Raw genomic sequence first — 21,503 nt, 5'->3', positions numbered from 1 at the left:
TCAGCGCAGGCGCCCTTGTCGCCTGCCAGCCCCAAAGGCGCCCCGAGTGGGCGCCTTTTTCATGCATGGTGCCCAAAAACGGGTTTGCGAGGTTAAATTCAGGGCATGGGATCGTTGATGCCCGTCGTGGAACAACCCATGGCCGCCGCGAATGCCGCCGCAGCCAGCTTTGCCGCGCTCGAAGCCAAGCTCGACTACCTGGAACCGGCCGACGTCGAACTGGTGCGCGCGGCCTACCGCTTTGCCGACCGCGCCCATCTGGGGCAGATGCGCCACAACGGCGAACCGTACATCACCCACCCCATCGCCGTGGCCGCGCAGGTGGCCGAATGGAAGCTGGACGCCCCCGCGCTGATGGCCGCGCTGCTGCACGACGCGATGGAAGACTGCGGCGTCACCAAGGCCGACCTGCTGGAGCAGTTTGGCGCCCCGGTGGCCGAACTGGTTGATGGTCTGACCAAGCTGGACAAGCTGCAGTTCAGCACGCGCGAAGAAGGCCAGGCCGAATCCTTCCGCAAGATGCTGCTGGCCATGGCGCGCGACGTGCGCGTCATCCTCATCAAGCTGGCCGACCGCACCCACAACATGCGCACCATGGGCGACATGCCGCGCAGCAAGTGGGGCCGCATCAGCACCGAGACGCTGGACATCTACGCCCCCATCGCGCACCGGCTGGGCCTGAACCAGACCTACCGCGAACTGCAGGACCTGGCCTTCCGCCACCTGCAGCCGTGGCGCTACGCCGTGCTGACCAAGGCGCTGCACAAGGCGCGCCAGCGCCGGCGCGACCTGATCCAGAAAGTGCAGCAGGAAGTGCTGGCCAAGCTGCAGGACGCGGGGCTGCACGCGCAGATCGTGGGACGCGAGAAAACGCTGTATTCCATCTACCGCAAGATGGACGACAAGCACCTGTCCTTCGCGCAGGTGAATGACCTGTACGGCGTGCGCGTGATCCTGCCCAACGTCATCAGCTGCTACACCGCGCTGGGGCTGCTGCACCAGCTGTACAAGCCGGTGCCGGGCCGCTTCAAGGACTACATCGCCATCCCCAAGGTCAACGGCTACCAGTCGCTGCACACCACGCTGGTCGGGCCGGCCAGCGTCAACATCGAATTCCAGATCCGCACCGAGGCGATGGACCTGGTGGCCGAAGCCGGCGTGGCCGCGCACTGGCTGTACAAGGTGGGCCGGCACGACGGCGATTCGAGCGAGCTGGGCACGCAGTGGCTGCAGTCGCTGCTCGACATCCAGAACGAAACCCGCGACGCCACCGAGTTCTGGGAACACATCAAGGTCGACCTGGTGCCCGACGCGGTGTACGTGTTCACGCCCAAGGGCCAGATCATGGCGCTGCCGCAGGGCGCCACGGTGGTCGACTTCGCCTACGCCATTCACAGCAACGTGGGCGACCACGCCGTGGCGGCCAAGGTCAACGGCGAACAGGTGCCGCTGCGCAGCGAACTGCACAACGGCGACGTGATCGAGATCATCACCGCCCCTGTGTCGACGCCCAACCCGGCGTGGCTGGGCTTTGTGCGCACCGGGCGCGCGCGCTCGCGCATCCGCAGCCATCTGAAGAGCCTGGCGCAGGACGAATCGCGCGACCTGGGCGAAAAGCTGCTGGCGCAGGCGCTGCGCGCCGAAGGCGTGGGCCAGCCGCCGGGGCACGAATCGACCGACAAGGCGCTGTGGGACAAGCTGCTGCGCTTTACCGGCAACCGCACGCGCGAAGAAATGATGACCGACATCGGCCTGGGCAAACGCAGCGCCAGCATGGTCGCCAAGCGTCTGGTCACCATGCTGGCCGCGCAGGGCGTGCGGCCCGACGCGCTGATGCTGACCCACGCGCGCTACACCGCGCACGAAAACCTGTCGCAGGGCGCCGTCATCCTGGACGGCGCCGAAAACACCTCGATCAAGTACGCCACCTGCTGCCGCCCCATTCCGGGCGACGGCGTGCTGGGCTACCTGGGCCGCGGCGAAGGCCTGGTGGTGCACACCGACGAATGCGCGGTGGCGCGCCGGCTGCAGCACAAGGACGCCGAGCGCTTCATCACCGTGGCCTGGGCCGACGAGCCGGTGCGCACCTTCGAGGCCGGCGTCGTCGTCACCGTGGTCAACGGCAAGGGCGTGCTGGCCCGCGTGGCCGCCGCCATGGCCGCCGCCGAAGCCGACATCGTGCACCTGGGCATGACCGACGAAGCCGCGCAGGAAGCGCTGGACCTGCGCTTCGTCATCAACGTGCGCGACCGCGCGCACCTGGACACCGTGCTGCGGCAGCTGCGGCGGACGCAGTCGGTGTTGCGTGCTGGAAGGGTTGTGCCCACCCCCTGAGGCGCTGACGCGCCTTCCCCCTCGAGGGGGACAACGCTGGCCACCGGGGGGACCCCGGCGGCGGCGTTCCCGACTGGCCTGCTCCGCGGCCGGCTGAAAGGGCTTGCTGCGCAGCTCAGGGGTTTCTGATTTCGACGCGTCCTTTTTTCCCGTCATTCCGGCCTTCGCTGCACTGACGGGAGATACACGGCTTTTACGGCCCCGGCGCTTATTCCATCAGCGCAAGCAGCTATAAAATTAGCAGCAACCTCACCCCGGCGCCGGATACGCCACCTCCAGCACCTCGATCTCCCGCACGCCCGCCGGCGTGGGCAGTTGCAGCACGTCGCCGACGCGGGCGCGCAGCAGGGTGCGGGCGATGGGGCTGATCCAGCTGACCTCGCCTTGCTGGTTGTCGGCTTCGTCGATGCCCTTGATGGTGATGGTGCGCTCTTCGCCTTCGTCATCGGCGTAGGTCACCGTGGCGCCAAAGAAGACCTGGTCGCCGCCGTGGTGCACGCTCGGGTCGGTGACTTCGGCGATTTCGAGCCGCTTGGTCAAGAAGCGGATGCGGCGGTCGATCTCGCGCAGGCGCTTCTTGCCGTACAGGTAATCACCGTTCTCGCTGCGGTCGCCGTTCTTGGCCGCCCAGTGCACGGTTTCGACGACCTTGGGGCGTTCGTCGTCGATCAGGGTCAGCAACTCGGCGCGCAGGCGCGCGTAGCCCTGCGGCGTGATGTAGTTCTTGCCGCCCGCTGGCAGCGGCGGCATGGCGACGCCGTCGTCTTCGTCCTCGTCGCGGTCGCTTTCGCGGGTAAAGGCCTTGCTCATCCGCGCGATCATAGGACGGCGTGGGACAATCGTCGGCCCGCCGCCGGGCGCGCTGATCGCTTGGCGTGCACCGCCCACCCTTCGCTCGCGCCGCCGTGCCGCTGTTGCCATTCCACCCCTTCTCGTCGCTTTCGGGTTGCCATCATTTTGATAGCGTCTGGCGCAGTGTGGGCGTGCGCCAGAAGCCGATTTGTATGCCATCGAGAGGCGCTGGCGCCGCATGAACCGCGACTTGCTCATGCGCTGGCTGGGCGCGGCGCGGCGCCAACGCGTGCTGCGCGTGGCGCTCAGCGACTATGTGCTCAACGGCGCGTCGGCGGCGTTCGGCATGTTGCTGGTGTCGACATTCATGCACGCGCTGTTCGGCGCCGAGGCGGCGGCCAACGCCACGGTGGGCGTGATCGCCGCGCTGGCGCCCGACCTGGTGGGCCCGCGCCGCGGCAAGCTGGCGCACCTGGCGGTGGCGCCGCTGATCGGCGTGCCGCTGTTCCTGGCCGTGCAACTGCTGCGCGGCCACCCGGTGGGGCTGGGGCTGTTTCTGGTCCCGGCCACCTTCCTCGTCTTTCTGGGCATGGCGTGGGGCAAGCGCGGCGCGCCGGTGGCCATCGGCGTCATGCTGGTCATGGTGTTTGCCATGTCCACCCCGGTGCCCACCGGTGCGGCGCAGGCGCTGATGCGCACCTTCTACTGCGGCCTGGGCTGCGCGCTGTACTTGATCTATGCCGTGGCGGCCAACCACGTTCTGAACGCGCGCTACCGCACGCAGATCACGGCCGACCTGCTGCTGGCCGTGGCGGCGCTGCTGCGCGCGCACGCGCGCCGCGTGGCGGCCCCGCCGGGTCAGCACGATGACGACCCGGCGGCCGGTCTGGGCGACCTGCTTAAACGCCAGGCCGCGCTGGCCGACCAGTTGCAGGCCACGCGCGACGTGGTGCTGGAAGCGCCGCGCACGCCGCGCCGCCAGCAACTGGCTGGCATGCTGATGGTGGTGCTGGAAATGCGCGACCACCTGGTGGCCAGCGAACTCGACCTGGACCGCGTGCGCCAGGCCGCCGACCACGCACAGGCCCTGGGCGAAATCGCCGCCATCTACCGCGACATGGCCACCGACGTCGAGCGCCTGGCCGACGACCTGCTGCTGCACCAGCGCCCCGAGCCGGCGGCCGATCACCAGGCGCGCCTGGGCGCGCTGCACCTGTCGCCCCCTGACGAAGCCGACGCCAGCCACGTGCCCGACGACGACACCGCGCACCGTGCCGCGCTGCTGCGCGGCGTGGCCTACCGCGCGCGCCATCAGAACGACGCGGTGCGCCAGCTCACCGCCCTGGCGCGCGGCGAAGCCCCGCCCGACCTGGCCGTGGTGCGCGCCGCGCTGGCGGTGGGCACGGGCTACGGCATCGCCACGCTGTTGCCCTGGGGGTCGCATGACTACTGGGTGCTGCTGACCATCGTGGTGGTGCTGCGCGGCAGCCTCGCGCAGACGCTGGAGCGACGCAACCAGCGCGTGGCCGGCACCGTCATCGGCAGCCTGCTGGCCACCGGCCTGCTGGCGCTGCACCCGGCCACGCTGGTCATGGTGCTGGCCGCCACGGTGGCGCAGGGCGTGGCGCATGCGTTTGCGCTGCGGCGCTACACCGTGACGGCCATCGCGGCGTCGGTGCTGGGCCTGGTGCAGTCGCACATGCTGTATGCGGGCGACAGCCCCGCCTTCGCGCTGCTGGAGCGCGTGGGCGACACCGTGCTGGGCGCCGGCATCGCCTGGGCGTTTGCCTACGTGCTGCCGTCGTGGGAGCGCGGGCAGATCGCCGGGCTGGTGCGCCGCGTGCTGCGCGCGCTGGACCGGCACGCCGCGCAGTCCCTCGGCCTGGCGCGCATCGACGAAATCGACACCGAGCCCGAGCTGACCTGGCGCCTGGCGCGCCGCGAAGCGTACGACGCACTGTCGGCGCTGGTGCAGGCCACCGCGCGCGCGCTGGCCGAGCCCCGCGCCGTGCAGCCGCCGCTGGCGCTGCTGGAGCAGTTGCAGGGCCACAGCTACCAGCTGCTGGGCCAGCTGTCGGCCGTCAAGTCGATGCTGCTGCTGCGCCGCAACCAGCTGCGGCTGGACGACCTGGCGCCGCCCCTGGCGCAGGGCGCGGCGCGCATCCACGACACGCTGACGGCAAGGGCCACCACGGCCGCCCTGCCCTCGCCCGCCCACGACGACGCCCGCACCACCGAACCCGGCCTGCCCGCCGTGCCCGAAGACCTGCCCGACCCCTTCGAGCAGGACATCAGCCCCTGGGTGCTGCGGCGTCTTGCGCTGGCCGAAAATCTGGCCGTGCGCGTGCGCCGCAACGCCGACCAGATCAACGCCCAACTCGCCGCCCCCACCGACGCCACCGCGACATGACCGGCCTCAAAACCCCCTCCGCTGCCGACCTGTCGGGGCACACGCCCATGATGGCGCAATACCTGCGCCTGAAGGCCGACTTCCCCGACACCCTGCTGTTCTACCGCATGGGTGATTTCTACGAGATGTTCTACGCCGACGCCGAGCGCGCCGCCGGCCTGCTGGACATCACGCTGACGACGCGCGGGCAATCGGCCGGGCAGCCGATTCCGATGGCGGGCGTGCCCTTTCATTCGGTCGACGGCTACCTGTCGCGGCTGATCAAGCTGGGCGAGTCGGTCGCCATCTGCGAACAGATCGGCGACCCTGCCGCGTCCAAGGGCCCGGTCGAGCGCAAGGTGGTGCGCGTGGTCACGCCCGGCACGCTGACGGACAGCGAACTGCTCTCGGACAAGCACGAATCGATGCTGCTGGCCGTGTACCCGGCGCCGCGCAACCGCTGCGGGCTGGCCTGGCTGGCGGTGACGCAGGGGCAGGTGCACCTGGCCGAATGCGCGCTGGACGAACTGCCCGCGTGGCTGGACCGCATCGCGCCCAGCGAACTGCTGCTGCCCGCCGACACCACGCCCGCGCTGGAGCAGCGCCTGCGCGATGCGCGCCCCGCCGCGGGCCGCGCGCCGGCCCTCACCCATCGGCCCGACTTCCAGTTCGACGCCGCGCTGGGCCGCCGCAAGCTGCTGGAGCCACTGCAGGCCGCGAGCCTGGCCGCCTGGGCGGCCGAAGACGTGCCGCTCGCCCACGCCGCCGCCGCCGCGCTGCTGACCTATGCCGAACACACGCAGGGCCGGGCGCTGACGCACGTCAGCGGCCTGGTGGTCGAGCGCGCCGACGAACTGATTGACCTGCCCGCCACCACGCGCCGCAACCTGGAACTGGTGCAGACCCTGCGCGGGGAGGATGCGCCCACGCTGTTTTCGCTGCTGGACACCTGCATGACCGGCATGGGCAGCCGCCGGCTGAAAAGCTGGCTGCTGTCGCCGGCACGCGACCGGGCGCCCGCGCAGGCGCGGCTGCACGCCATTGGCGCGCTGCGCGACGACGGCCTGGGGCAGAAGCTGCGCACGCAACTCAAGGGCACCAGCGATGTCGAGCGCATCACCGCCCGCCTGGCGCTGGGCCAGGTGCGGCCGCGCGAGCTGGTGGCACTGCGCCATTCACTACAAAAAACAGAGCTGCGCACGCTGACAGGGCAAGCGCAGGCGCCGCTTTTGATGGATATTTTCAGCGACCTGGCGCCGCCCGACGAAGCGCTGGACCTGCTGTGCGCTGCGCTGCAGGAAGAGCCCGGCGCGCTGATCCGCGACGGCGGGGTCATCGCCCCGGGGCTGGACGCCGAACTGGACGAGCTGCGCGCCATCCAGGACAACTGCGACGCCTTCCTGATCGACCTGGAAGCGCGCGAGCGCGCCCGCACCGGCATCGCCAACCTGCGCGTGCAGTTCAACAAGGTGCACGGCTTCTACATCGAGGTCACGCAGGGCCAGGCCTCCAAGGTGCCCGACGACTACCGCCGCCGCCAGACGCTGAAGAACGCCGAGCGCTACATCACGCCCGAGCTGAAGGCCTTCGAGGACAAGGCCCTGTCCGCGCAGGAACGCGCGCTGGCGCGCGAAAAATGGCTGTACGACCACCTGCTGGCCCAGTTGCAGCCGCATGTGCCGCGGCTGACGCGCTTTGCCCAGGCCATCGCCGCGCTGGACGCGCTGTGCGCGCTGGCCGAGCGGTCGCTGACGCTGAACTGGTGCGCGCCGCAGTTCGTGCGCGAGCCCTGCATCGAGATCATCGGCGGCCGCCACCCCGTGGTCGAGGCGCGCCTGGCCGAAACGCGCGGCGTGCCCTTCATCGCCAACGACACGCTGCTGGGCCCCAAAAGCCGCATGCAGGTCATCACCGGCCCCAACATGGGCGGCAAGAGTACCTACATGCGCCAGGTGGCGCTGATCGCGCTGCTGGCCTCCGTCGGCTCGTACGTGCCGGCGCAAAGCTGCCGGCTGGGGCCGCTGGACGCCATCCACACCCGCATCGGCGCCGCCGACGACTTGGCCAACGCGCAGTCCACCTTCATGCTGGAGATGACCGAGGCGGCGCAGATCCTGCACACCGCCACCGCGCAGTCGCTGGTGCTGATGGATGAGATCGGCCGCGGCACCAGCACGTTCGACGGCCTGGCGCTGGCCAGCGGGATCGCCATGCACCTGCATGACCGCCTGCAGTGCCTGGCGCTGTTTGCCACGCACTATTTCGAGCTGACCGAATTCCCCGCCACCCACCACGCCGCCATCAACGTGCACGTCAGCGCCGTCGAAAGCGGGCGCGACATCGTGTTTCTGCACGAGCTGCAGCCCGGCCCGGCCAGCCGCAGCTACGGCATCCAGGTGGCGCGGCTGGCAGGCGTGCCCGCGCCGGTCGTCAACCACGCGCGGCACGCGCTGGCGCGGCTGGAAGAAGGCGCCAGCCAGAGCCGCGCGCAGGCCGACCTGTTCGCGCCAGCGCCCGCCGCCGCTGCCGCACCCGAGCCCAGCGCGGTCGAGTCGGCGCTGGCCGGCATCGACCCCGACGCGCTGAGCCCGCGTGAGGCGCTGGACGCGTTGTATCAGCTCAAGGCATTGCTGCCGCGCTGACCATCAACACCCTCGCGGCGGCGCCAGCGGAGCGGTGTGGTCCCCGACTGCCGGGCGCGCTCGACACAGTACGCTTCCGCATCAAAGGCCACGTCGGCGCACGCCAGCGCCGCCTGCCAGCAGCACCACGGCGCCCAGAGCCAGCATCGCCCACTCGCCGAGCGTCGGCACCGGTGCGACCGTGCTGACCGGCGCCTGCGGCGCAGGGCCACCCACGCGCAGGTTCACGATGCTGCGGTCACTCGCTGGCACGTTGTCGAAATACTCGGTCGCCGTCACCGTGGCGGTGTTGTCATAGCTGCCAACGGCGCCGGCCTGACCACGCAAGGTCAGCGTCACCGATTCACCCGGCTCCAGCACTGGCGGAACCAGCGACACCGTACGAGTGCCGGCGTCCCATTTCGGGGTTGCGCAGGCTGCACCCGTGCATGACATCGACGCCGGGCTTGCGTCAAACACGAAGCCGCTGGGCAGCGCATCGCTGATCACCGGTGCGGTAGCCGGGCTGCCGCCGGCGTTGGTCACCTCGATGGTGTACGTCACCGGGTCGCCCGGGTTCGCGACAGGGGGTACCACGGACTTGATCACCGAGACATCGGCGCAGTCATACATCAATTCAACACTGGCTCCGTTGTCGTACGGGTTGTCCTCGATCAGTGGTGGTTGCGCCGTGGTACTGCGCCAGACGCTCGACTGGCCCAGCAAGCCCGATGTCGTGCCGCAGTAGTCGGGGCGCACGTCCTTCAAGCTCAGGCGGTAACGCACGGTGATGCTGCCGTTGGCCGCCACGGTAGCGGGCGCATCCTTGTAAAACCCCAGTTCCGCCGACGTTCCCGAGCCCGCGGGCGACGCGAATGCCGAGGCAGGCGGACAGCTTGAACCACTGGTGGCGGTGCAGGTCAGGAAGGTCGCCTCGTAGCCGACCGTGCCAAGCACCCCCAGCAATGCCGCCGACTCGTTCAGCAGAACGCCGGGGGCATTTCCCGGGCCCACATTGGTGTACGTTGTGGTGAATTCCAGCGGCTGATTGGGCCGCAGGCGGTCTGAGCTGACGGTCTGGGTGACCTGCATGTCAAAGCTCGGGCAGGCGGCGATGGACGGAGCCGGATACCTTATCTGCTGGGTTTGAGGGTAACCGATGATGGGATCCGGGTAGCCCGCAAACTCCGCCATGTTGACGAAGTCTCCACCGGACTCCAGTGCGCACGTGGGTGCGATGACCGTCGGGGTCAGCCTGTATGTGACGTTGATGACGCCTCCAGGTTTCCACAGAGGCACGGTCTCGCTGTAGACGACGGAGCTGGTCCACAAGGGCAGGCTGCTGTTGGATGCAGGCGCCCATGTGCCGCTGCCGGATGGTGGCAGCGTGGGGCACTGCACGAGCGTGGCGTCGTTCACGCTGCAGGTCAAGCTATCGATTGTGTAGCTGCCGCCGTTTTGCGCCAAGAAGCCGCTGAGACCGGCGTCATCGGTGATGCGGGTGCCCGAGATGTCCTCTGAATCGGACTCGTTGGTGTAGGTGACCGTGAACGTGTACGGCGTGCCGGATGTGAAGCCGCCAGGTGCCGGCGAACCGGTTTTCTTCGCCGTCGTTACGGCATAGCGACACAACGGCGGAACAGGAGGAACGAGATCGGCCATCGCGATGTTGGAGCTCATGTCCGGATCCACATACGACTGGCTGGAGTGCATGATCATCGCGCGGTTCGCGATCGTCTCGGGGTCGGTGTAGGTGGTGCAACCCGTGCCGGCTTGCCAGACGACGTCGTACACCACAGTTACCGATTCGCGCGCGCCCAACGTCGGCACCAGCGCTTCGAACAGCTTGTGGTCCCAGGAGCTGATGTAATCGAAACTGCCGGATGCGGGAAATACGCTGTCCAGACAGGCGTTGGTGTTGGGCCCCTGGGTACAGCTGACACGGGTGAACGTGCCGGTGGGACGCCCCTGCCCGAACGCATTCGTGGCGCTGAGCGTGTCGACCACATACACGTCGGGGACCTGCAGGTCGGACAGGTTGGTGAACGTGACCGTGTAGCGAACCGGCGATCCAAAGAAACTGCTGCCGCTCGGACCCACCTGTGTCTTGGTCACCACCAGATCGGCGGGCGCGCTGATGGCGGTGTTCACCGTCGTGGTGTTTGTATCGGGATTCGGATCCGTCACGCCGACGGGGGTCGACACGGTGGCCGTGTTGGTGATCGAGGAAGAACCCGGCGCTGTGGGCAAGGTGCCGTTGATGACGACCGTCACGCCACCGTCCGCTGGCAGTTGCGGAATCGCACCGCTGACTTGCGCGTTCGATACGGTCATGGTCGGGCAGGTGGCGCCGCCGGTCGCAGAACAGCTCGCAGTGACGCCCGTGAGCCCGGGGGGCAGTGTGTCGGTGAAAGTGGCGCCGTTGGCGGCATCGGGGCCGTTGTTGCCGATGACCAGCGTGTAGCTGATGGCTGCACCGGTCAGCGCGTTGCCGGGACCGGACTTAGTAATCGTCAGATCAGCGGTCTGCGCCTGCGCTGCCGCACTGGCCGCCACTGCCGTCAGTGCACCCACGCACCATGCGATCGATCGACGCCAACGTGCCACGCTCCCCAACGTCATGGATTCCATAACCCCTCCCTGCTTCATTGAACTCATGGGCGTCAGGTAACATCGACGCCCCCATAGGAATCGGATCTGACAACAGCGCCGTCCCATCGCGTTCTGCACTTTTTTGACGACCAAGTGCAGCGGTCAATGTAAGTATAAATACTCTATGACGTATTGCTGTGCGATCAAAGTCAACGCCGGCATGGTGTTCCTGTCCGACTCGCGCACCAACGCGGGCGTCGACGCCATCAGCACCTTCCGCAAAATGCTGATCTATGAGCGCCCGGGCGACCGCTTCATGGTGATGCTGTCGGCGGGCAACCTGTCCATTTCGCAGTCGGTGCGCGAAATTTTGCAGACCGAGGCCATCCGCGACCCCGAATCGGGCAACCCGGTCACGATCTGGAACGCGCGCAGCATGTTCGACGCCACGCAGGTGCTGGGCGCTGCGGTGCGCCACATCAACCAGCGTGACGGCAGCGCGCTGCGGCAGGCGGGGTTGGAATTCAACGTGTCGCTGATCTTCGGCGGCCAGATCGGCAACGAGCCGATGCGCCTGTTCATGGTGTATTCGGCCGGCAACTTCATCGAGGCCACGGCCGAGACGCCGTTCTTCCAGATCGGCGAATCGAAGTACGGCAAGCCCGTGCTCGACCGCGTGATCACGCCCGAGACGCCGCTGGACGAAGCCGCCAAGTGCGCGCTGGTGTCGATGGATTCGACGCTCAAGTCCAACCTGTCGGTCGGCCTGCCGCTCGACCTGGTGGTGTACGAGGCCGACCGGCTGGAAAGCGACCGCGTGGTCTGCATCGACCACGACAACCCCTACTTCGACATGCTGCACCGCAGCTGGGGCCAGAAACTGCGCCAGGTGTTCGACAGCCTGGAAGACCCGCAGTGGAACGGCGGCCAGACCGACCTGCCGCTCAAGGTCTGCTCCACCCGCCACCCCCCCGCTGAAGAAGATCACCACGGCCAGCGAGCGCCTGATCTGACTGCCCGCAGGCCGCGCCGCGCGCGCCACGCCGCATGAGCCACATCGTCTTTTCACACGGCAACAGCTTTCCCGCCAGCACCTACCGGGTGATGCTGGACAGCCTGCGCGCGCGCGGCTTCGGCGTCAGCGCCATCGAGAAATACGGGCACGACCCGAAGTACCCCGTCACCGACAACTGGCCGCACCTGGTGCAGCAGCTGGCCGACTTTGCGGCCGCGCAGCGCCGCGTGGACGGCCAGGCGCCGTACCTGGTGGGCCATTCGCTGGGCGGCATCCTGAGCCTGATGTGCGCCGCCAGGCACCCCGACCTGGCGCGCGCCGTGGTGCTGCTGGATTCGCCCGTGCTGGCCGGCTGGCGCGCCAGCGCGGTCAGCGTGGCCAAGCGCACCACGCTGATGAAGCGCCTGTCGCCCAGCCAGGTCAGCCGCAAGCGCCGCGACGCCTGGGACGACCGCGAAGCCGTGTTCCAGCACTTTCGCGGCAAGAAGATGTTCGCCGGCTGGCACGAGCAGGTGCTGCACGACTACATCGACCACGGCACCTTCGACGCCGAAGGCACCTGGCGCCTGGCCTTCGACCGCGAGGTCGAATCGCGCATCTACGACACGCTGCCGCACACCATCGAGCGCCTGCTGCGCACGCACCCGCTGAAGTGCCCGCTGGCCTTTGTCGGCGGCCTGCAGTCCCACGAACTGAAGCAGGTGGGCGGCATCGAAGGCACGCGCCGCATCTCCAGGGGCCGCGTGATGATGATAGACGGCTCGCACCTGTTCCCCATGGAAAAGCCACTGGCCACTGCGGCGGCGGTGGAGGCGAGCCTGCGGGCGATGGAGTGAGGGCGGGCGCTGCACGTTCAGCAAGGCCCGTCATTCCCGCGCAGGCGGGAATGACGGCGGGGTGGTGGAAGACCCCGGTTGAACCGCACACGCGGTTCCCCAGCCTGACCCACGGTGGCAAGCACCGCTCGACGCCTGTCACCCCTTCAACCCCGGAAAATCTTCCTCGAAGAATTCCATCTCCGCCCGCCCCTGCGCGCCGCCGCCGCGTTCGGTTTCGGCGCGGCGCATCTGCACGCGGCGGATCTTGCCGCTGATGGTCTTGGGCAATTCGTTGACGAACTGGAGGCGGCGCACGCGCTTGTAGGGCGCCAGGCGATCGCGCGAGAAGGCGAAGATTTCCTGCGCCAGCGCGGCGTCGGCCTGCTGGCCGGGGCGCAGGGTGATGAAGGCCTTGGGCACGGCCAGCCGCACCGGGTCGGGGCTGGGGACGATGGCGACTTCGGTGACGGCCTGGTGTTCGATCAGCACGCTTTCCAGCTCGAACGGGCTGATGCGGTAGTCGCTGGCCTTGAACACGTCGTCGGCGCGGCCGACGAAGGTGATGTAGCCGTCGGCGTCGCGCGTGGCGGTGTCGCCGGTGCGGTAGCAGCCCTGGCGCATCACGTCGGCGGTTTTTTCGGCGCTGTCTTCGTAGCACACCATCAGGCCCAGCGGGCGCACCGCCAGGTTCAGCGCCACCTCGCCTTCGGCGGCGGGGTTGTCATCGACGTCGAGCAGCACCACCTCGTAGCCGGGCAGCGGCCGGCCCATGCTGCCGGGCTTGACGGGCTGGCCGGGCGGGTTGCCGATCTGCGCGGTGGTTTCGGTCTGGCCGAAACCGTCGCGCAGCGTCAGTCCCCACGCGGCCTGCACCTGGTCAATGATCTCGGGGTTGAGCGGCTCGCCGGCGCCAATGATTTCACGCAGGCTGAGCCGGCCCTTCCACGCGGCCAGGTCTTCCTGGATCATCATGCGCCACACGGTGGGCGGCGCGCACAGGCTGGTGACCTGGTGCTGCTGCAGCACATGCAGCAGCGCCGGCGCCGAAAAGCGCGCGTAGTTGAAGATGAACACCGTGGCGCCGGCGTTCCAGGGCGCGAAGAAGCAGCTCCACGCATGCTTGGCCCAGCCGGGCGACGAGATGTTGAGGTGCACGTCGCCGGGCAGCAGGCCGATCCAGTACATGGTCGACAAATGGCCGACCGGATAGCTCTGGTGCGTGTGCAGCACCAGCTTGGGCTTGGACGTGGTGCCGCTGGTGAAGTACAGCAGCAGCGGGTCGGTGGCCTGCGTGGGCGCGTCGGGCGTGTACGCGGTCGGCGCACTGGCGCTGTCGGCAAAGCTGAGCCAGCCTGGCACCGGGGCGCCGACGGCGATGCGCGTGTAGCGGCCCGGCAGATCGGCAAACTTGCCCGCTTGGTCGCTGGCGACGGCCACGTGGCGCACCTTGCCGCGGTCCAGCCGGTCCTGCAGGTCATCCGGCGTCAGCAGCATGGTGGCGGGGATCATCACCGCGCCCAGCTTGATGCAGGCCAGCATCAGTTCCCACAGCGCCAGTTCGTTGCCCAGCATCAGCAGCACGCGGTCGCCGCGCTTGACGCCCTGGGCGCGCAGCCAGTTGGCGACCTGGTCGGAGCGCTCGGCCATCTGCGCGAAGCTGCGGCGGACCTCACCGCCGCCTTCGTCCACGATGTGCAGGGCCGTGGCGTCGTTGCCGCGCGCCATGGGGTCGAAGTGGTCCAGCGCCCAGTTGAACTGCGACAGCACCGGCCAGCGGAAGTCGCGGTAGGCCTTGTCGTAGTCGGTGCGGTGGGCGAGCAGGAAGTCGCGCGCCCGCGTGAACGCGGGGGAGCCGGTATCGGCCATGGTCTTTGTCTCCGTCTGTTATCAGACCCTGCACAACGACGATGGCGTGCCGCGCAGAGCGGTCCACATCTTAGGGCAACGCTGAACAAGCCCCCGCGCGGCGCTGGCATCGGTGCATTGGCGCGGTCTGCGGCGTGCGCCTTGCAGCCCATCCCAAACCACATCGCCAGCACTCACGCGGACGCATTCAACGTCGCCTTAGCGCGCCCCGGCGGCCGCCAATGACAATAAAAAAGCCCGCCAGCCCTTGTCAGGACTGCGGCGGGCGCTATCAAAAATGTATGTTGCGCGTCAGGGGCGCGGTGCGGCCGGGCTGTCGGACGGCACGGGGCGCACGTCTCGCCAGGCCACGTCGACCACGGGCGACTGCTCGCTGGCGGCGCCCGTGGCGCTGGCGGCATCGGCACGTGGCGTGGCGGTTTCGGCGCGTTGCGGCCAGCGCGCGCCCATCTGGCGCGTCATTTCGCGGTAGCGGCGCCACAGCAGCGTGACGGCCGCCGGCTTGCCGGTGAACACCGAAGCCACCAGGCTGACCACCACCATCACCGCCAGCCAGACCAGCAGGCTGACGGCGAACACCGCGCCCATGGCGGCCAGCGTGAGCCACACCAGCGCGCCCAGCACGCGCGCGACCAGACCGTCGGCGCCGCTGGCGACGGGATGGGGAGGCGGCAGTGGGCGGTAAGACATTCCGTTCATGTTCCGTCAGATGGCGTGGAGCGGCGAAAGTTCAAGTCGGTGACCCACGCGAACGCGCCGGTCAGGGCACCAACGCCAGTGCGCGCAGGTAATCGGGCGAGCGCATGAGCGTATCCCAATCCGGCGCGTCGTGCGCGGGCAGCAGCGCCAGGCGCCGGGCCTCGCTGGCGGCGGCGGGCGTCCAGGCGCCGGTGACCTGCGCGCGCGCCAGCGCGTCGATAACGTCATCGAGCACACGCCCGCCATCGAGCGACTGGTTGCACACCAGCGCCACGTCGCAGCCCGCGCCCAGCGCGGCCAGCACGGCTTCGTCCAGCCCGACGGTGCGGCCTTCGATGTGGCGCGCCGCCGCCATGCTCAGGTCGTCGGTGAACACTGCCCCGCCAAAGCCGATGCGCCCGCGCAGCACCGCCTGCAGCCAGCGCGCCGAATAGCCCGCGGGCCGCGCATCGACCTTGGGGTAGACGACGTGCGCCACCATCACCGCGTCCATCACGGTGCCGAGCCAACCGTAGGGCGCGGCGTCGTCGGCCAGAATCGTCTTGAGCCCCCGCGCATCGCGCGGCAGGTCGGTGTGCGAATCGGCGGCGACAAAGCCATGCCCCGGAAAGTGCTTGCCGCAGTTGCGCATGCCGGCGCGCAGCAGCCCCTGCATCACGCACCGCGCGAGCACCGCCACCACGCGCGGGTCGGCATGGAAGGCGCGGTCGCCGATGACGGTGCTGGGGCCCCAGTCCAGGTCCAGCACGGGGGTAAAGCTGAAGTCGACCCCGCAGGCGCGCAGTTCGGCACCCAGCACGTAGCCGCAGGCGCTGGCCGCCTCCTGCGCGCGCATGGCGTCCTGCATCCACAGCGCGCCCAGCGCACGCATCGGCGGCAGGTGCGTGAAGCCGTCGGTGCGAAAGCGCTGCACGCGCCCGCCTTCGTGGTCGACGCAGATCAGCAGGTCGGGCCGCAGCCGCTTGATGTCGGCGCACAGTGCCGTCAGCTGCGCGCGGTTGTGCCAGTTGCGCCCGAACAGCGTCAGGCCGCCGACCAGCGGATGCGCCAGGCGCCGTCGGTCGTCGTCGGTCAGCGTGGTGCCGGCAATGTCGATGAAAAGGGGGGCGTGCTGCATGGTGATTCAGAGGGCAAGAAAAGGGTTGACGATGCGCACCTTGGCATCGCCATGGCGCACCAGCAGGCCGTGGTGCATGTCTTCGCTGCAGAGGGTGTCACAACCGGCCTGCAGCGCGGCGGCCACGATCAGGCTGTCGTAAAAGGCGATGCCGTGGCGCTCGGCCACGGCACAGGCGATGGCGTGGGTCTGGGCATCCAGGCCACGCACCGGCTCCAGCAGTGCGAGCACGCCAGCCAGCCAGGCGTGCAGGCGCGACCAAGGCATGTCCAGCTTGCGCCGGCACACGTTGGTCAGCTCATTCAACACCTGCACGCTGATGCAGCCGCCCTGCCCCAGCGCGCGTTCCGCCGCATCGGCCTTGGCCTCGTCGGCCGAGAGCAGGTAAAGCAAGACGTTGGTATCGAAGAAAACCATGGTCCGCGGACGCCTTCAACGGACGTTGGCAGCGTCCCGGTCAAACAGGAAATCGGCCGGCAACTGGCCACGAAACTGCCGCAGCCTGGCCAGCAACGCCTGGCGCGAAGGCTTGCGCGTCACGCCCAGCAGACGCTCGTCGGCCACCACGATCTGGATCTCATCGCCCTCGCTCAGTTCCAGCGCCTGTACCACAGCCGCCGGCAGACGCACGGCCAGGCTGTTGCCCCATTTGGCGACTTGCATGGCGAACCCCCTTTCACGGCTTGTTGGATATACATTGATTATCGTATATCCATGCGCTCGACCACACAGAAACTGGCCGCGTATTCACTCTCGTCCGTCACGGTGATGTGCGCCGTCAGGCCCTGCGCGTCAAACCAGTCCTTCAAGCCGCCGTGCAGCACGATCATCGGCTCGCCGCTGGGGCGGTTGGCGATTTCGCACAGGCGCCAGTGCATCGGCAGGCGCATGCCCAGCCCGATGGCCTTGCTGAACGCCTCCTTGGCCGAAAAGCGCGTGGCCAGGTAGCGCACGCCGCGTTCGGGCCAGCGCCTGCTGCGGCGGCGCCAGACGGTGAGTTCGCCCTCGCTCAGGATCTTCTGCGCGAAGCGATCACCGTGCCGCTCCAGGCTGGCGCGGATGCGGCGGATGTCGCAGATGTCGGTGCCGATACCGTGGATCATGGGATGTCAAGCCAAATCAGCCGCTGGCGCTTGTCCATAAACCGCAAGCAGCTATCAATTCAGGAGCAATCGAACGCCTCGTCGATGCAGCGCAGGTAGTCGCGCACGGTGGCGTCGTAACCCATGTCCAGCGCGTCGGCGATCAACGCGTGGCCAATGCTGACTTCGGCAACGCCCGGCACGCCGCGCAGAAAGGGCGTGAGGTTGTCTCGGTTCAGATCGTGGCCGGCGTTGACGCCCAGGCCGGCGCCCTGCGCGGCGCGGGCGGCGGCGGCGAAGCGCTGCAGTTGCACGGCTTCATCGGGCGTGCCCCAGGCGGCGGCCCAGGGCTCGGTGTACAGCTCGACGCGGTCGGCGCCCAGGGCGCGGGCGGCGGCCATGGCGTGCGGCTCGGCGTCCATGAACAGGCTGACGCGGACGCCCAGTTGGCGGCACTCGTCGATCAGCGGACGCAGGCGCTCGGCCACGCCGGGGCTGGCCAGGTCCCAGCCGTGGTCGCTGGTGAATTGGTCTTCGGCGTCGGGCACGAAGGTGGCCTGCGCGGGGCGCACGTCGCGGATGAAGGCCATCAGGTTCTGCGTCGGGTTGCCTTCGATGTTGTATTCGCGGCCGGGCCAGCGGCGCATCAGCGCGGCCAGGTCGTGCACGTCCTGCGGGCGGACGTGGCGCTGGTCGGGGCGCGGGTGTACGGTGATGCCGTGCGCACCGGCCTGCAGGCAGGCTTCGGCTGCGCGCACGACGCTGGGAATGCCCAGGTGGCGGGTGTTGCGCACCAGCGCAACCTTGTTGACGTTGACCGAAAGGTGAGTCGGGTTCATCGGTGTCCTTTGGCGCCGGGATCGCGCTGCCATGCGGCACGGCGGCGCGGCATCAGGTCAGGGCCTGCAGGTCCAGCATCATCTGCCGCGTGCGCAGCGTGCCCACGCCGCAATGGTAGTGGAGCAGTTCGCGCAGCTGCTGGCGCAGGGACACGCGCGCGTCGGGCGGCATCTGCGCGACTTCGCGCAGGGTGGTGGTGAAGGGGGCTTCGTCGTCCAGCGCGCGCGCCAGCGCCTGCCAGCGTGCGCCGGGCAGCCAGGCGCTGTCGTCGTCGTGGGCGGCGCGCAGGCCGCCTTCGGCCACCAGGCGGTAGGGTGCGTCGGCATCGAGCGGCGCAAAGGTCAGGGTTTGCACGCCCAGCGCGGGCAGATGGCCGGCTTCACGCAGCAGCAGCAGCTCGAAGGCGCGCAGCGCGGCCGCCACCAGCGGCTCGGCGGTGTCCGTCGCCAGCACGTGCACCAGCGCGGCGTAGGCGTCAAACAGGCGCGGGTGCGCGTCCTCGCGCGCCAGCAGGCGCATCAGCAGTTCGTTGGCGTAGTAGCCCGACAGCAGCGCGTCGCCGGTCGGCATGACCTGGCCGCCGCCCCATTCGGCGCTTTTGAGGGTGCGAATTTCGGCATCGCCACCCCAGTTGAGCAGCAGGGGCTGCAGCGGCAGCAGCACGGGCCGGAAGTTGGACGACGGCCGCTTGGCGCCCTTGGCCACCAGCGCCACGCGGCCGTGGGCGCGTGAAAAGGCTTCGACGATGACGCTGGATTCGCTCCAGTCGTAGTGGTGAAGGATGTAGGCGGGCTCGTGGACGACGCGCTTCACACGCGCTCCCAGGGTTCGATGCCGCCCGCCACCGGCGTGAACAGCGGGTGCGCGCTGGGCTGCGCGGCCGCCACCCAGTGGGCGTGCCAGTCCGGGTTGCGCGCCGCCAGTTTCTGGCCCAGGTGCTGCCATTCGTGCGCGAGCTGGCCGTGGGTGGCCGTGATGGGCGCGACACGGGCACCGGGCCGGTCGATCTTGGCAGCGTCAAAGCGATAACCGCGCGATTGCGCCTCGGCCTGCACTGCGCTCAGGTAGGCGCCCAATGCATCGAGCGGGGTGGCGTGCGCGGCAAAGCGCTGCAGTTGCGGATGGTGCGTGTAGCCGCGCGTGCGGCCGGCCAGCACGGCCTGGGCCAGCAGGCCTTCGCGCCACAAGGCCACCAGGCCCTGCGGGTCGAGGTGGCGCGGATGCAATGTCCAGAGGCGCATCGGCGCACACCGCTATTCGTAGCCGAAGCTGCGCACGCGCGCCTCGTCGTCGGCCCAGCCGCTGCGCACCTTCACCCACAACTCGAGGAAGACCTTGCAGTCCATCAGCTTTTCCAGCTCTTGCCGCGCCTCGGTGCCGATGCGCTTGAGGCGTTCGCCTTTTTCGCCGATGACCATGGCCTTGTGGCCGTCGCGCTCGACGATGATGGTGGCGGCAATGCGCACCATGCGGCCGTGCGCGCGGCTTTTTTCCTCGTCGAACTTGTCGACGACGACGGTCGAGGTGTAGGGAAGCTCGTCGCCCGTCAGGCGGAACAGCTTTTCGCGCACCACCTCGCTGGCCAGGAATTTCTCGCTGCGGTCGGTCAGCTCGTCCTCGCTGTACCACCAGGGCTGCACGGGCAGGTAACGCTCGCAGATCGACAGCAGCCGCTGCACGTCCCGGGGGTTCTTGGCCGACATGGGCACGAATTCGTCAAACGGGTGGCGCTGCTGCATGTCGCGCAGCCAGGGCGCGACCTCGTTGCGCCGGTGCACGGTGTCGAGCTTGTTGGCCACCAGGATCGCCGGCGTACCGGGCTTGAGCAGCGACAGCACCTTGGCGTCGCCCAGCGTGAAGCTGCCCGCCTCGACCACGAACAGGATCAGGTCGACGCCGTCGATGGCGCCCAGCACGGTCTTGTTGAGCGACTTGTTCAGCGCCGCCGAATGCCGGGTCTGGAAGCCGGGCGTGTCGACAAACACGAACTGCGTGCCGCCGCCTTCGTCATTCACCAATGTGCGAATGCCGGTGATGCGGTGGCGCGTGGTCTGCGCCTTGCGGCTGGTGATGCTGATCTTCTGCCCCACCAGGGCGTTGAGCAGCGTGGACTTGCCCACGTTGGGCTTGCCGACGATGGCGATCAGGCCGCAGCGCTGTGCCGGCCCGCCCTCCGCTTGATTGGCTGCAGGCGCAGGCGTGTCATCATCTTCAGCTATGTTTTCAGGAGTATTCATGTTCCGGTGCGTTGCAGCAATTGCAGCATGGCGGTGGCGGCGGCCTGTTCGGCGGCGCGGCGCGACGCGCCCTGCCCCAGGGCTTCCAGGCCTTTTTCGGCCACCCGGCACCGGACCTCGAAGGTCTGCCGGTGGGCCGCGCCCAGCACACGCATCACTTCGTAGGCCGGCAGCGCCATCTTGCGCCCCTGCAGCCATTCCTGCAAGGCGGTCTTGGCGTCCTTGGCGGCGGCCGACATGGCGGGGGAAATTTCGACCTGCTCGAACAGGCGGCGCACCAAAGCGTCGGCCACGGCGTGGCCGCCGTCCAGGTACACGGCGCCGATGATGGCTTCCAGCGCGTCGGCCAGAATCGACGGCCGGCGCTCGCCGCCCGAGCGCATTTCACCGTCGCCCAGCCGCAGCAGCGCGGGCAGGCCCAGGTCGAGCGCCAGCCGATGCAGGCTGTCCTGCCGCACCAGTTGGGCGCGCAGGCGCGACAGGTCGCCTTCGGCGCCGCTGCCCAGGGCCTGGTAGAGCATGTGCGCGACGCCCAGGCCCAGCACCGAATCGCCCAGAAATTCAAGCCGCTCGTTGTGGTCGGCCGAAAAACTGCGGTGGGTGAGCGCGCGCTGCAGCAGTGCGGGGTCGGCAAAGCGGTGCTGCAGGCGTGCTTGCAGCGCCTGCAGGGGGTCGGGCGCGGCCTTCACGGCGCGGCCCGTGCGCGAACCTGGGTCAGTTGTAGCCACCCGCCGACGAACCGCGGTATTTCAGCAGCAGATAGGCCGGCCCCGCCAGCGGGATTTCCTTGTCGTAGGCGAAGTTGACGACGACCTTGTCGCCCTGCTTGGTCACGTCCAGGTCCTTGCCGGTGATGGACGTGATGTAGTCCACCGAAGCCGTGCGGTCGAACGCCGCGCGCACCGCGGGCACCGTGCCGCCTTCGGCCGCGGCCTTCTTCACGGCCTTGTGGATGGCCATGTATTCGGTCGCGGTGGGCACCACGCGCGCCACCACGATGGCCAGGAGCGCCAGCACCACGCCCAGGAACAGCAGCCCAAGGAAGGAAATGCCGCGTTGTGACGACGGAGGGGAAGACATGATGAATACCCGCTGGTTGGA

The 21,503-nt window shown here is 68.8% G+C and carries 18 protein-coding genes and 1 pseudogene; 5 read left to right on the top strand and 14 right to left on the bottom strand.

Translation table 11 applies throughout. The features are described 5' to 3' along the window. The first annotated feature begins 138 nt into the window (after positions 1–138). Positions 139–2,334 carry a bifunctional (p)ppGpp synthetase/guanosine-3',5'-bis(diphosphate) 3'-pyrophosphohydrolase gene (locus tag R0D99_RS06445; protein WP_317750556.1) on the top strand — a complete coding sequence of 732 codons (2,196 nt, stop codon included), beginning with the start codon at positions 139–141 and terminating at the stop codon, positions 2,332–2,334. Between the two features lie 249 nt (positions 2,335–2,583). Here the strand turns inward: R0D99_RS06445 and greB are convergent, their stop codons facing one another. Continuing rightward, the gene (gene greB / locus R0D99_RS06440) at positions 2,584–3,144 is read right to left on the bottom strand and encodes a transcription elongation factor GreB (RefSeq protein ID WP_317750555.1); all 561 of its coding nucleotides are present in this window, start codon (positions 3,142–3,144) and stop codon (positions 2,584–2,586) included. 220 nt (positions 3,145–3,364) lie between these two features. Between greB and R0D99_RS06435 the strand changes: the two genes are divergently transcribed. Continuing rightward, a complete protein-coding gene (locus R0D99_RS06435; protein WP_317750553.1) occupies positions 3,365–5,536 on the top strand; it encodes an FUSC family protein in 2,172 nt (723 codons plus the stop codon). After that, positions 5,533–8,157 carry a DNA mismatch repair protein MutS gene (gene mutS / locus R0D99_RS06430; protein ID WP_317750552.1) on the top strand — a complete coding sequence of 875 codons (2,625 nt, stop codon included), beginning with the start codon at positions 5,533–5,535 and terminating at the stop codon, positions 8,155–8,157. The genes R0D99_RS06435 and mutS overlap by 4 nt, the downstream gene beginning before the upstream one ends. Positions 8,158–8,238: 81 nt before the next feature. Here the strand turns inward: mutS and R0D99_RS06425 are convergent, their stop codons facing one another. Further along, a complete protein-coding gene (locus tag R0D99_RS06425; RefSeq protein WP_317750551.1) occupies positions 8,239–10,767 on the bottom strand; it encodes an IPTL-CTERM sorting domain-containing protein in 2,529 nt (842 codons plus the stop codon). Positions 10,768–10,912: 145 nt separating this feature from the next. On the opposite strand from R0D99_RS06425, the pseudogene R0D99_RS06420 reads away from it, so the two are divergent. Then, a pseudogene (locus R0D99_RS06420) lies at positions 10,913–11,741 on the top strand (peptidase). 34 nt (positions 11,742–11,775) lie between these two features. After that, a complete protein-coding gene (locus tag R0D99_RS06415; protein ID WP_317750550.1) occupies positions 11,776–12,579 on the top strand; it encodes an alpha/beta hydrolase in 804 nt (267 codons plus the stop codon). 138 nt (positions 12,580–12,717) lie between these two features. On the opposite strand, the gene R0D99_RS06410 is transcribed toward R0D99_RS06415, so the two are convergent. From R0D99_RS06410 to R0D99_RS06355, 12 genes are all read right to left on the bottom strand, one after another. After that, positions 12,718–14,427 carry an AMP-binding protein gene (locus R0D99_RS06410; protein ID WP_317750549.1) on the bottom strand — a complete coding sequence of 570 codons (1,710 nt, stop codon included), beginning with the start codon at positions 14,425–14,427 and terminating at the stop codon, positions 12,718–12,720. A gap of 291 nt (positions 14,428–14,718) precedes the next feature. After that, a complete protein-coding gene (locus R0D99_RS06405; RefSeq protein WP_317750548.1) occupies positions 14,719–15,117 on the bottom strand; it encodes a hypothetical protein in 399 nt (132 codons plus the stop codon). A gap of 70 nt (positions 15,118–15,187) precedes the next feature. Next, positions 15,188–16,243, bottom strand: a complete 1,056-nt coding sequence (gene nagZ, locus R0D99_RS06400) for a beta-N-acetylhexosaminidase (RefSeq protein WP_317750547.1) — start codon at positions 16,241–16,243, stop codon at positions 15,188–15,190. 6 nt (positions 16,244–16,249) lie between these two features. Further along, positions 16,250–16,660 (bottom strand): PIN domain-containing protein, encoded by a 411-nt coding sequence (locus tag R0D99_RS06395; RefSeq protein WP_317750546.1) that lies wholly within the window; start codon positions 16,658–16,660, stop codon positions 16,250–16,252. 15 nt (positions 16,661–16,675) lie between these two features. Beyond that, positions 16,676–16,906 (bottom strand): AbrB/MazE/SpoVT family DNA-binding domain-containing protein, encoded by a 231-nt coding sequence (locus tag R0D99_RS06390; RefSeq protein WP_317750545.1) that lies wholly within the window; start codon positions 16,904–16,906, stop codon positions 16,676–16,678. Positions 16,907–16,944: 38 nt separating this feature from the next. Further along, positions 16,945–17,346, bottom strand: a complete 402-nt coding sequence (gene acpS / locus R0D99_RS06385; protein WP_317750544.1) for a holo-ACP synthase — start codon at positions 17,344–17,346, stop codon at positions 16,945–16,947. Positions 17,347–17,405: 59 nt separating this feature from the next. Next, on the bottom strand, positions 17,406–18,164 hold the full coding sequence (locus R0D99_RS06380; protein WP_317750542.1) for a pyridoxine 5'-phosphate synthase: 759 nt from the start codon (positions 18,162–18,164) through the stop codon (positions 17,406–17,408). 52 nt (positions 18,165–18,216) lie between these two features. Continuing rightward, positions 18,217–18,978, bottom strand: a complete 762-nt coding sequence (recO, locus tag R0D99_RS06375; RefSeq protein WP_317750541.1) for a DNA repair protein RecO — start codon at positions 18,976–18,978, stop codon at positions 18,217–18,219. Continuing rightward, positions 18,975–19,406: a pyrimidine dimer DNA glycosylase/endonuclease V gene (locus R0D99_RS06370; protein WP_317750540.1), complete on the bottom strand. Its 432-nt coding sequence runs from the start codon at positions 19,404–19,406 to the stop codon at positions 18,975–18,977. The genes recO and R0D99_RS06370 overlap by 4 nt, the downstream gene beginning before the upstream one ends. A 12-nt stretch (positions 19,407–19,418) precedes the next feature. After that, positions 19,419–20,402: a GTPase Era gene (era, locus tag R0D99_RS06365; protein WP_317750538.1), complete on the bottom strand. Its 984-nt coding sequence runs from the start codon at positions 20,400–20,402 to the stop codon at positions 19,419–19,421. Beyond that, positions 20,399–21,091, bottom strand: a complete 693-nt coding sequence (gene rnc / locus R0D99_RS06360) for a ribonuclease III (RefSeq protein ID WP_416365978.1) — start codon at positions 21,089–21,091, stop codon at positions 20,399–20,401. Before rnc ends, era begins: the two co-directional genes overlap by 4 nt. Positions 21,092–21,116: 25 nt before the next feature. Next, positions 21,117–21,482, bottom strand: coding sequence for a DUF4845 domain-containing protein (locus tag R0D99_RS06355; RefSeq protein ID WP_317750537.1), 366 nt, complete (start codon positions 21,480–21,482; stop codon positions 21,117–21,119). Positions 21,483–21,503 lie beyond the last annotated feature (21 nt).

This window comes from Ottowia sp. SB7-C50 (genome assembly GCF_033110285.1).
In the GTDB taxonomy this organism is placed as follows: domain Bacteria; phylum Pseudomonadota; class Gammaproteobacteria; order Burkholderiales; family Burkholderiaceae_C; genus Ottowia.
Note: the sequence above shows the minus strand (reverse complement) of the source record. Positions and strands in the feature narration are given on the sequence as shown.

Bases quoted from the DNA above. Each gene is read 5' to 3' on its own strand.
- R0D99_RS06445 (WP_317750556.1), top strand. From the start codon at position 139: ATGGCCGCCGCGAATGCCGCCGCAGCCAGCTTTGCCGCGCTCGAAGCC.
- greB (WP_317750555.1), bottom strand. From the start codon at position 3,144: ATGAGCAAGGCCTTTACCCGCGAAAGCGACCGCGACGAGGACGAAGAC.
- R0D99_RS06435 (WP_317750553.1), top strand. From the start codon at position 3,365: ATGAACCGCGACTTGCTCATGCGCTGGCTGGGCGCGGCGCGGCGCCAA.
- mutS (WP_317750552.1), top strand. From the start codon at position 5,533: ATGACCGGCCTCAAAACCCCCTCCGCTGCCGACCTGTCGGGGCACACG.
- R0D99_RS06425 (WP_317750551.1), bottom strand. From the start codon at position 10,767: ATGGAATCCATGACGTTGGGGAGCGTGGCACGTTGGCGTCGATCGATC.
- R0D99_RS06415 (WP_317750550.1), top strand. From the start codon at position 11,776: ATGAGCCACATCGTCTTTTCACACGGCAACAGCTTTCCCGCCAGCACC.
- R0D99_RS06410 (WP_317750549.1), bottom strand. From the start codon at position 14,427: ATGGCCGATACCGGCTCCCCCGCGTTCACGCGGGCGCGCGACTTCCTG.
- R0D99_RS06405 (WP_317750548.1), bottom strand. From the start codon at position 15,117: ATGTCTTACCGCCCACTGCCGCCTCCCCATCCCGTCGCCAGCGGCGCC.
- nagZ (WP_317750547.1), bottom strand. From the start codon at position 16,243: ATGCAGCACGCCCCCCTTTTCATCGACATTGCCGGCACCACGCTGACC.
- R0D99_RS06395 (WP_317750546.1), bottom strand. From the start codon at position 16,660: ATGGTTTTCTTCGATACCAACGTCTTGCTTTACCTGCTCTCGGCCGAC.
- R0D99_RS06390 (WP_317750545.1), bottom strand. From the start codon at position 16,906: ATGCAAGTCGCCAAATGGGGCAACAGCCTGGCCGTGCGTCTGCCGGCG.
- acpS (WP_317750544.1), bottom strand. From the start codon at position 17,346: ATGATCCACGGTATCGGCACCGACATCTGCGACATCCGCCGCATCCGC.
- R0D99_RS06380 (WP_317750542.1), bottom strand. From the start codon at position 18,164: ATGAACCCGACTCACCTTTCGGTCAACGTCAACAAGGTTGCGCTGGTG.
- R0D99_RS06370 (WP_317750540.1), bottom strand. From the start codon at position 19,406: ATGCGCCTCTGGACATTGCATCCGCGCCACCTCGACCCGCAGGGCCTG.
- era (WP_317750538.1), bottom strand. From the start codon at position 20,402: ATGAATACTCCTGAAAACATAGCTGAAGATGATGACACGCCTGCGCCT.
- R0D99_RS06355 (WP_317750537.1), bottom strand. From the start codon at position 21,482: ATGTCTTCCCCTCCGTCGTCACAACGCGGCATTTCCTTCCTTGGGCTG.